General features: G+C 40.7%; 12 protein-coding genes. 7 read left to right on the top strand and 5 right to left on the bottom strand.

Translation table 11 applies throughout. From position 1 onward, the window contains the following. Positions 1 to 34: 34 nt before the first annotated feature. The gene (locus tag ESY88_RS01565) at positions 35 to 922 is read right to left on the bottom strand and encodes an ABC transporter ATP-binding protein (protein ID WP_147085131.1); all 888 of its coding nucleotides are present in this window, start codon (positions 920 to 922) and stop codon (positions 35 to 37) included. A 326-nt stretch (positions 923 to 1,248) separates the two neighbouring features. Here ESY88_RS01565 and ESY88_RS01560 point away from each other — a divergent pair, with 326 nt between their 5' ends. The 6 genes from ESY88_RS01560 to ESY88_RS01535 all read left to right on the top strand — a co-directional run bounded on the left by ESY88_RS01560 (position 1,249) and on the right by ESY88_RS01535 (position 8,030). Beyond that, positions 1,249 to 2,337 (top strand): M42 family metallopeptidase, encoded by a 1,089-nt coding sequence (locus ESY88_RS01560; protein ID WP_147085129.1) that lies wholly within the window; start codon positions 1,249 to 1,251, stop codon positions 2,335 to 2,337. 62 nt (positions 2,338 to 2,399) lie between these two features. Beyond that, positions 2,400 to 2,951, top strand: a complete 552-nt coding sequence (locus tag ESY88_RS01555) for an NUDIX hydrolase (protein WP_147085127.1) — start codon at positions 2,400 to 2,402, stop codon at positions 2,949 to 2,951. Positions 2,952 to 3,367: 416 nt separating this feature from the next. Further along, complete coding sequence (locus ESY88_RS01550) at positions 3,368 to 4,051, top strand: PrsW family intramembrane metalloprotease (protein ID WP_147085125.1); 684 nt, start codon at positions 3,368 to 3,370, stop codon at positions 4,049 to 4,051. A gap of 60 nt (positions 4,052 to 4,111) precedes the next feature. Beyond that, positions 4,112 to 4,597, top strand: coding sequence for an acetyl-CoA carboxylase biotin carboxyl carrier protein subunit (locus ESY88_RS01545; RefSeq protein WP_147085123.1), 486 nt, complete (start codon positions 4,112 to 4,114; stop codon positions 4,595 to 4,597). 308 nt (positions 4,598 to 4,905) lie between these two features. Beyond that, a complete protein-coding gene (accC, locus tag ESY88_RS01540) occupies positions 4,906 to 6,345 on the top strand; it encodes an acetyl-CoA carboxylase biotin carboxylase subunit (protein WP_147085121.1) in 1,440 nt (479 codons plus the stop codon). Between the two features lie 143 nt (positions 6,346 to 6,488). Next, positions 6,489 to 8,030, top strand: coding sequence for an acyl-CoA carboxylase subunit beta (locus ESY88_RS01535; RefSeq protein WP_147085119.1), 1,542 nt, complete (start codon positions 6,489 to 6,491; stop codon positions 8,028 to 8,030). A 325-nt stretch (positions 8,031 to 8,355) separates the two neighbouring features. Here the strand turns inward: ESY88_RS01535 and cls are convergent, their stop codons facing one another. Genes cls through ESY88_RS01520 form a run of 3 tightly spaced genes read right to left on the bottom strand, consistent with a single transcriptional unit; the run spans position 8,356 to position 11,483 of the window. Then, positions 8,356 to 9,816: a cardiolipin synthase gene (gene cls, locus ESY88_RS01530; protein ID WP_147085117.1), complete on the bottom strand. Its 1,461-nt coding sequence runs from the start codon at positions 9,814 to 9,816 to the stop codon at positions 8,356 to 8,358. After that, positions 9,816 to 10,775 carry a lytic transglycosylase domain-containing protein gene (locus ESY88_RS01525; protein WP_147085115.1) on the bottom strand — a complete coding sequence of 320 codons (960 nt, stop codon included), beginning with the start codon at positions 10,773 to 10,775 and terminating at the stop codon, positions 9,816 to 9,818. The genes cls and ESY88_RS01525 overlap by 1 nt, the downstream gene beginning before the upstream one ends. A gap of 39 nt (positions 10,776 to 10,814) precedes the next feature. Next, positions 10,815 to 11,483, bottom strand: coding sequence for an alpha/beta hydrolase (locus tag ESY88_RS01520; protein ID WP_147085113.1), 669 nt, complete (start codon positions 11,481 to 11,483; stop codon positions 10,815 to 10,817). A 115-nt stretch (positions 11,484 to 11,598) separates the two neighbouring features. Here ESY88_RS01520 and ESY88_RS01515 point away from each other — a divergent pair, with 115 nt between their 5' ends. After that, a complete protein-coding gene (locus ESY88_RS01515) occupies positions 11,599 to 11,895 on the top strand; it encodes a GNAT family N-acetyltransferase (protein ID WP_189702486.1) in 297 nt (98 codons plus the stop codon). Between the two features lie 117 nt (positions 11,896 to 12,012). Here ESY88_RS01515 and ESY88_RS01510 read toward each other — a convergent pair whose 3' ends face one another. Next, complete coding sequence (locus tag ESY88_RS01510) at positions 12,013 to 12,483, bottom strand: hypothetical protein (RefSeq protein WP_147085111.1); 471 nt, start codon at positions 12,481 to 12,483, stop codon at positions 12,013 to 12,015. Between the last annotated feature and the right edge of the window lie 300 nt (positions 12,484 to 12,783).

Below are 12,783 nucleotides of genomic sequence, written 5' to 3'. Positions count from 1 at the left end.
AGTGTACTTTTTTTAGTAGAAAAATAATTTAGGCTTAGCTCAAAACAGGTTCATCTTGTTTTAAGGCAATAAAGTACACATCGTCAAGCTGAGGCTCGACTGCCTTGAAATCGGCACCTGGCATCTCATCTTCAAAAACTCTAATATTAAGTGTATTGTCTTCATTATAATTAGAAGACAGCAAGTTGTATTTGGCCTCATTGGCTTCCAGATCATCACGGTCAATAAGCTTGGTCCATATTCTCCCTATCAATTCTTTTCTTGCATGGGACGGTGTGGCCTGTTTTAAAATTCGCCCGCCATTAAGTATGGCCATATCGTTACAAAGTTCCTTGACATCCTCAACGATGTGCGTTGAAAAAATCACGGTGCAATTGGTGCCCACTTCTCTAAGCACATTTAAGAAGCGGTGGCGTTCCGCAGGATCCAAACCCGCAGTGGGCTCATCTACAATAATGAGCTTGGGGCTGTTAAGCAACAATTGCGCGATACCAAAACGCTGCTTCATCCCACCGGAATAGCCTGCCACGTGTTTTTTTCTAACCTCGTAAAGATTCGTAATGTCCAAAACTTCCTTGACCAGAGCTTGTCGGTCGCTCTTTTTGCCAATCCCCTTAAGGCTTGCAAAATAATCCAACAAATCTTCCGCAGATAATTTTGGATACACACCAAAGGATTGTGGGAGGTAACCCAAAACCTTCCGAAGTGCCATTTTATCTTCCAAAACATTGATATCGCCAAAAGTGATGCTTCCAGAATCGGGGCTTTGCAAGGTTGCAATGGTACGCATTAGAGAAGATTTCCCTGCGCCATTGGGACCGAGTAGGCCAAACATTCCAGTGCCGATTTCTAGATTGAGATCATCAATGGCCTTAACGCCATTTTTATAGGTTTTGGTAAGATTGCTAATGACTAATTTCATGTGCCGTGGTTTAAGATGTAATTGGTTTTGCTATAGGTGTAAAAATAACCGATTTTGTTACACATTTCTTTCCGAAGTCTTTAAATTCCTATTATTTTTACAGTTCTATTCGCTAAAGAATCAAGATCACTGCGCGAATAGAACCAAGAACCAAGACTAAATTTCAAATGACCGATAAGCCTAATTGTTTTTTCAGTTTTGCTTAAAGGTTTTTACGGCAACAGGGCAAAAATCATCGATTTACATATTGAAAAATTCAGCTTAGCCTTATCTAAAAAGACCTTATTAAACAAAACTTACCTATTTATCAAAAATCAAAACATCCTATGACTAAACAAAGCATCCTGAACGAAAAATCACTCGATTTCCTTGAAAAATACCTCAATAACGCGTCGCCCACCGGTTACGAATGGGAAGGTCAGAAATTGTGGATGGATTACCTCAAGCCTTATGTAGATGAATTTATCACAGACACCTACGGCTCTGCGGTGGGCGTTATCAACCCTAAGGCCAAATACAAGGTGGTCATTGAAGGACACGCCGATGAGATTTCTTGGTATGTAAACTATATTTCGGACGAAGGCCTGATTTACGTGATTAGAAATGGAGGAAGCGACCACCAAATCGCACCCAGTAAAATTGTGAACATACACACTAAACATGGCATCGTTAAAGGTGTTTTTGGCTGGCCAGCGATTCATACACGTGACAAAACCAAGGAAGAAGCGCCCAAACAAGAAAACATTTTTATTGATTGTGGCTGCAACACCAAAGAAGAAGTTGAGGCTTTGGGCGTTCATGTGGGCTGTGTGATTACCTATCCTGACACCTTTCACATTCTCAACAAGGATAAATTTGTGTGTCGTGCGCTAGACAATAGAATGGGCGGCTTCATGATTGCTGAAGTGGCGCGCTTACTTAAAGAAAACAAAAAAGAACTGCCTTTTGGCTTGTATGTGACCAACTCAGTGCAAGAGGAAATTGGACTGCGAGGTGCTGAAATGATTGCTGAGCGCATCAAGCCCAATGTTGCCATTGTAACCGATGTGACCCACGATACCAGTACGCCCATGATTGAGCAGAAAAAAGAAGGCGATCTTCAGCTGGGCAAAGGCCCGGTGGTGGCTTATGCACCTGCCGTTCAACAGAAATTACGGGATTTGATTACTGAAACTGCAGAAAAGAAAATGATTCCGTTTCAACGTTCTGCCCTGTCCAGAGCCACTGGAACCGATACCGATGCTTTTGCCTATAGCAATGCTGGCGTGGCTTCCGCATTGATTTCACTGCCTTTGCGCTACATGCACACCACTGTGGAAATGGTACACCGCGACGATGTGGAAAACGTGATTCGTATGATTTACGAAACATTGCTAAACATTAAGGGCGACGAAACTTTTAGCTATTTTAATTAAAACAATTGAGCACGGCGTCCCTTTAATCTGGGACGCTTTGCTTTTAATTTTCAAGCATCACTTTGGACGAGCATATAGACATTCTTAGCAAAAATGGTAAGCCCACGGGAGCATCAGTTCCAAAGTCGGAAATCCATGCCAAAGGCCATTATCACAACACGGCACATGTTTGGTTCTATACTCACGACGGCCATATTTTACTCCAACAGCGCTCGGCAAAAAAATCGATTTGTCCCTTGCTATGGGACGTCTCGGTCGCTGGCCATGTGGACACTGGCGAAACCATAAAGCAAGCGATTGTGCGGGAAACCCGTGAAGAAATTGGTCTGCTTATTTCTGAAACCGACCTGAAGAAAATCGGGGTTTTTGAAGGTTTCCAAAGTTATCCCAGCGGAATTATCGATAATGAATTCCGCCACACGTTCATCGCCGAAACTAGCGCAAAACTTGAAGATCTCACAATTCAGAAGGAAGAAGTGGAAGCCTTGAAATTCATCAGTATTACCGAATTTGAGTCTATACTGAAGAACATTGGCAAAGACCAACATTTTGTCCCCAGCAACAAAACCTATTATGAGTTTGTGTTGGAGGCCATTTTAGAGGAGTTGGGATGATTCAAAATTATTTCGAACGTTTTTAAAGGAGAAAAAACCGCAATTAACTAAACTAAAACACGCAAGACTAAAGGCCCAAAGGGTTTTCAACAGATTAAAACACGCTTTTATATTCGTGAAATAGATACTATCTAATTGGAGTTTATATGCTTAAAGTGCTAACAGTTTTGTGTCTTTTCGTGTAATTCGTGGCAAAACTTTTCTAGAGCTAAATGTAATACGCCATATAGATGCTACTCCATTTAAGAGCTCCAAAGCCTGCCACCAAAATTGGCAAGCAAACCGCACTAAGCCTAGTCAAAATAAGCAATCCTGATTTTTGGCTAAACATCATTGCTATAAAAACGGTTCGAGTCAGCTTAAATGAGCCCAAAAAAACCCAATCAAAATTCCCGTCTTTTTCCTAATTTTACCCCATGCAATTACTCCTTATCGCCATTGCGCCCATTTGCGCGGTCATGCTTTACATTTATTTTAAAGACAAATATGAAAAAGAGCCGAAGCGTTTGTTGCTGGCTAGTTTTTTATTAGGAGCCATTGGCAGTATTATCATAACCACCCTGCTCTATTATATTCTGGATATTTTGGTTCCTATTGACGATGCTTTTAGTATTCCGCAACAATTTATCAAGGCTTTTTTGATTGTGGGTTTGACGGAAGAATTCAGTAAATACATCATCGTGCGATTCTATGCCCAACCCAAAAAGGAATTCAACGAGCCTTTTGATGGGATTGTTTATGCGGTCATGGTCTCCATGGGTTTTGCTGCGACCGAAAATGTGTTTTACGTCCTAGAAAGCGGCTTCTCAACCGCTGTGGTACGCGCCTTTACCGCCGTGCCAGCGCATGCTACATTTGGCATTTTAATGGGCTATTTAATGGGTAAAGCCAAATTCTCGAAAAACCGCATACTACTTAACCTCGCTGGCCTACTCATAGCGGTAACTTTTCATGGATTTTATGACTTCTTCCTCTTTATCGATTTCATTCCTGGCATTTGGATTGGGGCATTCGTCTCTTTGGGAATTGGCATTTTGCTATCACGAAAAGCCATTAAAAAACATCAAGAAATCTCCCACTTCAAGCCTGAAGAACTTTAGATAAGATTCATGAAAACTTATATTTTGTTATCTTTATGACAACAAATTAAATAAACTTCAATGAGTCAATCGTTTAAGGTCAATGTCAATAGTACTTTTGATTTTGATATTACAGCTGCTGAAAGTGAACAACTCGATAGCGTAAAGACTGCATCACAGCAATCCCACATTTTAAAAGATCAAAAATCTTACAGCACCGAGATTCTCAAATCCAATTTCCTAAAAAAAACCTATCAGGTTAAAGTCAATAATAACAGCTATCACGTGGCTATTGCCAATGACCTTGACCAACTCATTACTGCAATGGGTTTTGAGTTGGGTAGCTCTAAAGTGATCAACGAGATCAAAGCGCCAATGCCTGGTCTTATTTTAGATATTCCTATAAAAGTTGGTCAGGAGGTTGAAGAAAACGACACCTTACTTATTTTAGAAGCCATGAAAATGGAAAACGTCCTCAGTTCTCCAAGAGCGGGCGTTATCAAATCGATTAGCGTCAAAAAAGGCGATGCGGTAGATAAAAATGCCTTGCTGCTGGAATTTGAATAAAAGTAGGTAGTTGTTAGTGGGTAGTAGGTAGTAGGTAGTAGGTAGTATAATAGGCATAAGAACATAGAGCCTAGAATATAGACGCCTTTGAATGATGAATATTGAACTGAAAAATATCGAACACTGAATTTTGAACAGATGAATACCGAAGTTCAATTTTGAATTTCAATGGAAAACTTTGAACTTTGAACTTTGAACTTTAAACTTTAAAAGTCAAATCTTGAATAACTAAATAGGATTCCCGTTTTCACGGGAATGAACATAATAATTAAAAATTCCCTCTCTTTTGGAGAGGGCTAGGGAGAGAAATGAAAAAAATACTTATAGCCAATAGAGGGGAAATTGCGATTCGTGTGATGCGCACAGCGAAAAAAATGGGCATCAAAACGGTGGCGGTTTACTCTACAGTGGATAGAAATGCGCCACACGTAAAATTTGCAGATGAGGCGGTCTTGATTGGAGAGGCGCCTTCCAACAAATCCTATCTCTTAGGGGATAAAATCATTGAAGTGGCCAAGGCGCTCAACGTGGACGCCATTCATCCCGGTTATGGGTTTCTAAGTGAAAACGCACAGTTTGCCGAAGCTTGCGAAGCCAATGATATTGTATTCATTGGGCCTAAAAGTAAGGCGATAAAAATCATGGGCAGTAAGCTCGCCGCAAAAGATGCGGTAAAAGCTTATGACATTCCCATGGTTCCTGGAACCGATGAAGCCATTGATGATATTCCTGAAGCTAAAAAAATTGCCGAAAAAATCGGTTTCCCCATCTTGATAAAAGCTTCTGCAGGTGGCGGTGGCAAGGGCATGCGCATTGTTGAAAACGCATCGGAGTTTGAATCCCAAATGGATCGCGCCATTAGTGAAGCCAAAAACGCCTTTGGAGATGGTTCGGTTTTTATTGAAAAATATGTGGCCTCACCGCGACATATCGAAATCCAAGTCATGGCAGATACCCATGGCAATATCATACACCTCTTTGAGCGCGAATGCAGCATCCAACGCAGGCACCAGAAAGTAATCGAGGAAGCGCCTTCTTGTGTGCTCACTCCGGCATTGAGGGAAGAAATGGGCCAAGCCGCCATCAAGGTCGCCAAAGCCTGCGACTATGTGGGTGCCGGTACGGTGGAGTTTTTATTGGACGAGAATCATAATTTTTATTTTCTCGAAATGAACACCCGTTTGCAAGTGGAACATCCGGTTACGGAATGGATTACCAATACCGATTTGGTGGAATTGCAAATCCGTGTGGCCCGTGGCGAGGAGCTCCCGCTAAAGCAATCCGACTTAAAAATTGAGGGTCATGCCTTAGAATTACGTGTTTATGCGGAAGACCCTCTAAACGATTTCCTACCCAGTGTAGGGAATCTTAAAACCTATAAATTACCTGTAGGCGAAGGCATTCGCGTTGATAACGGCTTCGAGCAAGGCATGGACATTCCTATATATTATGACCCCATGTTGGCCAAGTTGGTTACCTACGGAAAAACACGTGAGGAAGCCATTGGCATCATGCTTCAGGCGATTGCTGCTTATGAGATTGAAGGCATTGAGACCACGCTTCCGTTTGGCAGTTTTGTGTGCGAGCACGAAGCCTTCCGAAGTGGGAATTTTGACACGCATTTCGTGAAAAATCATTTTTCCGCAGAAAAAATCAAGGCACAACAAGAAGCGGAAGCTAATATTGCTGCATTGGTTGCGGTAAAAGCCTATTTGAAAGAACAGCGCTTGTTGAAGACACCGGAATGAAATTGAAGTTGAACTTGAAGTTGAAATTGAACTTGAACTTGAACTTGAACTTGAACTTGAAACTAAAATTTATCAACCTTGAATCTTGAATCTTGAACATTGAATATTGAATATTGAACCCAGAACATTGAACCAAATAGAGCATGAAATCAAAAATAGAAGACCTCAATAAAAAACTAAAAGAAGCCCATTTGGGTGGCGGCCAAGCGCGCATTGACAAACAGCACGACAAGAAAAAACTCACTGCTAGAGAACGTGTGATGTATTTGTTGGATGAAGGATCTTTTGAGGAAATCGGGGCGCTCGTGACCCATCGCACCAAGAGTTTTGGGATGGATAAACAGTTGTTTTACGGGGATGGGGTTGTAACTGGTTATGGTACTGTAAACGGGAGGTTGATTTATATCTTCGCCCAAGATTTTACGGTCTTTGGAGGCTCACTTTCTGAAACGCATGCTGAAAAAATATGTAAGGTCATGGATTTGGCGGTCAAGGTTGGCGCGCCCATAATTGGTCTTAACGATTCTGGTGGCGCCCGTATCCAAGAAGGGGTGCGTTCCCTTGGTGGCTATGCCGATATTTTCTTCAGAAATGTTCAGGCTTCAGGGGTAATTCCGCAGCTTTCGGCTATTATGGGACCTTGCGCTGGAGGTGCTGTGTATTCGCCTGCAATGACCGATTTTACCTTGATGGTTGAAAATTCAAGTTACATGTTTGTGACAGGCCCCAATGTGGTCAAAACGGTTACCAATGAAAATGTGACTTCGGAAGAATTGGGAGGCGCCAGCACCCACTCTACCAAGTCTGGTGTGGCGCATAAAACCTCCATAAACGATATTGAATGTTTGGAAGACCTCAAAAGTTTATTGAGCTATCTTCCGCAGAACAATAAAGAAACTGCAACCCATTTGCCTTATGAGTTGGGCGATGAATTTAGAGAACAACTTTCAGATATCATCCCAGATAATGCCAACAAACCTTATGACATGCATCAAGTCATCAACGGCATTATTGATGCAGATTCCTTTTACGAAATCCATAAGAACCATGCCGAAAACATCCTAGTCGGTTTTGCACGTTTAGGCGGACGCAGCATAGGGATTGTCGCCAATCAACCAATGTTTTTAGCAGGGGTTTTAGATGTGAATTCCGCAAAGAAAGCAGCGCGATTTGTGCGTTTTTGTGATGCCTTCAACATTCCGCTTTTAGTTCTGGAAGACGTTCCAGGATTTTTACCTGGCACAGACCAAGAATGGAACGGCATCATAGTACATGGTGCCAAATTGCTTTATGCCTTTAGTGAAGCGACCGTGCCAAGAGTGACGGTTATTACAAGAAAGGCTTATGGTGGTGCCTATGATGTGATGAATTCCAAACACATAGGCAGCGACATGAATTTTGCATGGCCAAGTGCCGAAATTGCAGTAATGGGCGCTAAAGGTGCCGCGGAAATCATCTTTAAGAAAGAAATCAATAAAGCCGATGATAAAGAGGCCAAATGGAAGGAAAAGGAAGCAGAATATGCCGAACTATTTGCCAACCCCTACAGCGCAGCCGAACGCGGTTTCGTGGACGAAGTGATTCTGCCAAAAGACACCAGGCGCAAACTCATCAAGGCCTTTTCAATGCTGGAAAATAAAGTGGTTACTCGACCAGATCGTAAGCACGGGAATATACCGTTGTAGATTCCCATTGATAGCGACTAACAAATTGGCTGACGTACTCGTTGTGCTTTAAAATTATAAAAATAAAAATTTTGAACTCCTATTTTAGTATTTTAGTAGCCAAACAGGCTTAAGATCTGTTAATAAGAGCTATTCACCAGTAACAGCAAGATTTATTATTAAAAAAACTCCTGTTCTGCCCAACCTGCAAGGTCTTTGCGACCTTGTAGGTTTAATCGGAATATGAACTAAAACCTACAAGGTTTTGAAAACCTTGCAGGCTAATTCCAAGTTGTATGAAGCCCTGCAATTCGGGTTCAGTTGTATTAATTTGTGATATTTCCGATTACAACAAAGGTGCCCACAATCTACTTACCGACTCTTGAAATTTGCACCAAGTAGAGCGGTTTTCCCATCTTGCCACATCCAATGGCTCACAATCCTTAAGATCTTCCAAGAACAAGGCTTTAAGCTCAAGCGCTTTTTCCTTGTTATAGATCAAGGCATTGATTTCGAAATTGATGTTGAAACTTCGGTTGTCCATATTACAGGTGCCAACGGTAGAAAATATGTCATCCACCACCATGGTCTTTGCATGAACGAAGCCTTTGGAATACAAATAGACTTTGACACCAGCATCCAAAAGTGGCTCTAAGTAGGAATTTGTGGCGTTCTCGGCTATCCAAGAATCAGAGTTTTTGGGAATGATCAATCGCACATCCAAACCTATCCGTGAGGCTATTTGCAAAGCCGTGACAATTTGATCGTTGGGAATAAAATAAGGTGTTGTAATATAGACGTATTGCTCGGCATTATTGATAGCTGTCAAAAGCGCTTCCATGATATTTGCCCAATCGGTATCGGGACCACTGGCGGCAATTTGAACCGCCACAGCTGAATCTGTCGTTATTTCAGGAAAATAAGAGGTCTTGATCTCAATATCGCCATCAGTCACAAAATCCCAGGTGGTTATAAAATGGAATTGTAAAACCTTTACCGCATCGCCCACAATTTTGAGATGCGTATCTCGCCAATATCGGGTGTTATTGTTTTCTTCGAAATTCACGTAATCATCGGACACGTTGATACCCCCAACATAGCCAATTCTTCCATCGATCACGACAATCTTTCTGTGGTTTCTATAGTTAGATCTTCCAGCCAAACTAGAGAAAATCACTTTCATAAAAGGCTTGTGCTCAACACCACATTCTGTAAGTTTTCGCTTCATTTTAGAAGACATCTTACTGCCCACATCATCATAAACCAATTTCACTTCAACCCCTTCCCTAGCCTTTGCACAGATAATATCGAGTAGTTCGGTTCCAATACGATGATCTTCCAACACGTAATATTCGATGTGGATGTGATGTTTCGCCTTTTTTAGGTCTTCGAATAAATGCTTGAACTTGACCTCGCCATTTCTAAGGATTTCCACGGAATTATTTGTGGTCAAAGGGGACTTATCGCTATTCTTCAAAAGTTTAACCAATTTGATCTTATCATCCAATAGGTCATCAACAGCTTTAAGATCTCTACCGTTTAAACGCAATTGATCGCCAACGGTCTTGACCACCTTATCATTCGAAATATCCTTACGATTGAAAATTTTGGTCTTTCTATATTCTTGTCCGAAAAGATAATAGACCACAATCCCAAAAAAGGGAAACACCGCCAAGACGAGAATATAAGATACGGTCTTCGTGGGATTTCTATTCTTGAGTAGAATGACCACAATAGCAGAAATCGCCACCAAGTAGTTGATGACGATTAAGATTGTCCAGGTGTGGGATTTTAAAAAATCAAGCACTATTTCTGCTCCGTATAATATCCTTTCAGCGGGATGCTGATGCTGTATTTGGTTCTAGAGGAATTATTCAAATGGTCTTCGCGCAACCATGGGTTGTGGATTTTCAATATTTTGTAGTTGATCCCATGAAGTTTCGCAAAGCTGGCAAAATTGGTAACTGCCGTATCCACCTCCACTTGATAGGTTGGGATTTCCTTGTAAAGATCTTCCGCAGAAAAATTGAAACCATAGGTTTTTGGATGACTCAAAATTTCTTTCAAAGCCACAATCCTAAACATATATCTTCCTGTTTCCTCTCCTAAAAGTAAATCGTAATAATCGTTCACTTGTTGCTCTTCCAAACGTCTAGATATACCAGTTTGACCAGCATTATAGGCTGCGGCCGCTAGGGTCCAAGACCCCAATTTCGCTTTGGCGTCCTTTAAATATTGGCAGGCTACTTCTGTGGCCTTTTCTAAATTATAGCGTTCATCAACGTTATCATTGACTTCCAAACCGTTTTCGCGTCCAGTGGCTGGCATAATTTGCCAAACACCTCTCGCTCCTGCAGGAGAAACTGCATTGGTCAAACCACTTTCTATGACTGCTAAGTATTTGAAATCATCGGGAACACCATTCTTTTTCAAAATGGGCTCTATGATAGGAAAATACTTTCCAGCTCTTTTAAACATGAGCAATCCGTTACTTTGCCAATAGGTATTGACCAATAACTCACGATCCATACGCTCATAGATATCTGGATTTTCCACCGGGATCTTCTCACCTGCAAAGTTTAAATTCTCTGGTAAAGTGATCGCATAGACGTTGTAATCGTTTACGCCTTGTTTTATTGTTGACGTTTTTTGGGTTTCGTTGGCTTTTAAATTCATGACTTGCTCGTTAGGTTGCACCGCATAAATAAAAAATCCGGAGAGACTAATGAGTCCAACTGCTGCTAATATATTTTTGAAATTTTTCATCGTTTTTTTTTTATAAAAGTATAAAATAATTAGGTGTCTTCAAGCGTCCTGCAGTATTAGTTTTGGTAAGTTCTCATTGAACCATTTAAATTTCGTGATGACCATAATATGTGTACCTCCTTTCACCACAATACACTTACCACCACAGGAATTAGGAAAGATGATGTCTTTATCACCATGAATGTAAATGGCGTCTTCATTAGGGGCGTCCTGTTCCCATTCGATCACATGTTCAATGGCCCAATCTAAATAATGCTTATCACTCACAGAAAGGTATTTTTTATAAAGCTCAATGCGTTTGGTAATCGTTTCTCCAAAGGCATACTTGGCCAGTAAATCGATATTGCCCACCAACTGTGTGGGCAGGATTTTATAGGCCTTGGTAAATTTCATGAGTTTCATGCGCTTGGGCAGTTCGTGTTTGGATTTAACACTGGAAACCACAAACAATTTCCGCAATTGCATGTGTTTGCTCATTTCCTGCACTAAAATCCCTCCAAAAGACACGCCCAAAAGCACCACATTATGGTGTTCAATCTTGTTGATCATGCGTTTGGCATAAGATTGGAGCGTTTCATTTTTATCTGGTAACATCCATTCCAACCAATGCATCTCGAATTGGTCCTTGGGCAATTTTATAAATTCAAAAATCCTAGGGTTGGCCGCCATTCCTGGCATGAGATAAACATGTATAATTCCGGGCTCCATAAATAACTATAAATCAGAAACTACGCGTTGTGCGATATTTTTCGTAAATTCGTAATACAAAGCTATACAAAACTATAGTGCTACCCTACCAACCATTGAATTAAATACACATATCATGATTGATGCAGCAGAATTAACTGATAATGACTTCCTACGCCAATTTGAATATAAAGTGGATGGGGCAATAGCTAAAATTGAATACTCCCTTCAAGATCGCAAGATATTTTTAACGAAACTCGTCGTTCCAGATGAGATTCAAAATGAAGACTTTGCGGAAGAATTTCTAACCCTGGTTTTTGAAAACATATCAGAACGGAATATAGGCGTGGTGCCAACAAGCCCCGAAATCGCCAAATTCATTAGACGTCACAGAAAATACAAAAAATTACTGCCCGTTGGAATTCGTATTTAATACGAAGGACAAAATTCTTTTAGATAATGATTTGGAATGCTCTCCTAATGGAATACGGTTTTACAACATTTAAATTAATCTGGAGCTGAACTTCAGATTTTTTTTTTTGCAGCAGCCCTACTGTTTACTGTAGATTAAGGTAACTGATTTAGTTTCAACGACCTCTGAAAGGTCTTCATTGTAAATAGCAATCCCATCTGTAATGGTACGTGATAATTGATTGCCATCGACGGTCGCTTCAATGGTATTGAACACTACCGTATTTTCGCCAATTGGCAAATAAGTGGTAGCAAAACCAATGGCGCCTTCTGCACATTCAACCTCAACACCATACATTTCCAGATCGGCTTCCTTTTTGAAGATTTTTATGTCATGCTGAAACGTATTCGTTGAAGACACCACACCCGTATTATCGAATTTCAAAACTTCGTTGGTTTCACAATCCAATTCCGTTAACAGATTGAGATTTTTTTCCCCATCATTGTTAATATCCAAGGCTAAGTCAATAGCATAGGAAGTCAATTTCCAAGTGCCTAAAAATTGGGAATCATTGGTTTCGTCCTTTTTGGAACAAGAGCTTGCTAACAAAGATAAACACAAAAAAAGCGAGGAATAAAAAATGGGCTTCATCATCATATAAGTAGGTTAAACCAAATGTAAGTCTAAACCCATGCGCAATAAAATAATCTAGATAAAGTGGAAATAACTAGGGTAAGCTGTTGAAAACGATCCTTTCGACCCTCTTAACGGCTTAGTGTTGACCATAGCAATCCATTCTCAAAAGTTCAAAAGTCCGCTGGAATAAAATCGATTTTTATCTGTGATTGAATCTAGTTATATTTACCTTTTTTCAATACTAAAATTTTTGAAAACTAAAACTGTCGCCCA

Origin of the sequence: Subsaximicrobium wynnwilliamsii, assembly GCF_007997225.1 — a bacterium.
Lineage (GTDB): Bacteria > Bacteroidota > Bacteroidia > Flavobacteriales > Flavobacteriaceae > Psychroserpens > Psychroserpens wynnwilliamsii.
Note: the sequence above shows the minus strand (reverse complement) of the source record. Positions and strands in the feature narration are given on the sequence as shown.

Coding starts and splice junctions, on each gene's coding strand:
- ESY88_RS01565 (WP_147085131.1), bottom strand. CDS start 922: ATGAAATTAGTCATTAGCAATCTTACCAAAACCTATAAAAATGGCGTT.
- ESY88_RS01560 (WP_147085129.1), top strand. CDS start 1,249: ATGACTAAACAAAGCATCCTGAACGAAAAATCACTCGATTTCCTTGAA.
- ESY88_RS01550 (WP_147085125.1), top strand. CDS start 3,368: ATGCAATTACTCCTTATCGCCATTGCGCCCATTTGCGCGGTCATGCTT.
- ESY88_RS01545 (WP_147085123.1), top strand. CDS start 4,112: ATGAGTCAATCGTTTAAGGTCAATGTCAATAGTACTTTTGATTTTGAT.
- accC (WP_147085121.1), top strand. CDS start 4,906: ATGAAAAAAATACTTATAGCCAATAGAGGGGAAATTGCGATTCGTGTG.
- ESY88_RS01535 (WP_147085119.1), top strand. CDS start 6,489: ATGAAATCAAAAATAGAAGACCTCAATAAAAAACTAAAAGAAGCCCAT.
- ESY88_RS01525 (WP_147085115.1), bottom strand. CDS start 10,775: ATGAAAAATTTCAAAAATATATTAGCAGCAGTTGGACTCATTAGTCTC.
- ESY88_RS01520 (WP_147085113.1), bottom strand. CDS start 11,483: ATGGAGCCCGGAATTATACATGTTTATCTCATGCCAGGAATGGCGGCC.
- ESY88_RS01515 (WP_189702486.1), top strand. CDS start 11,599: ATGATTGATGCAGCAGAATTAACTGATAATGACTTCCTACGCCAATTT.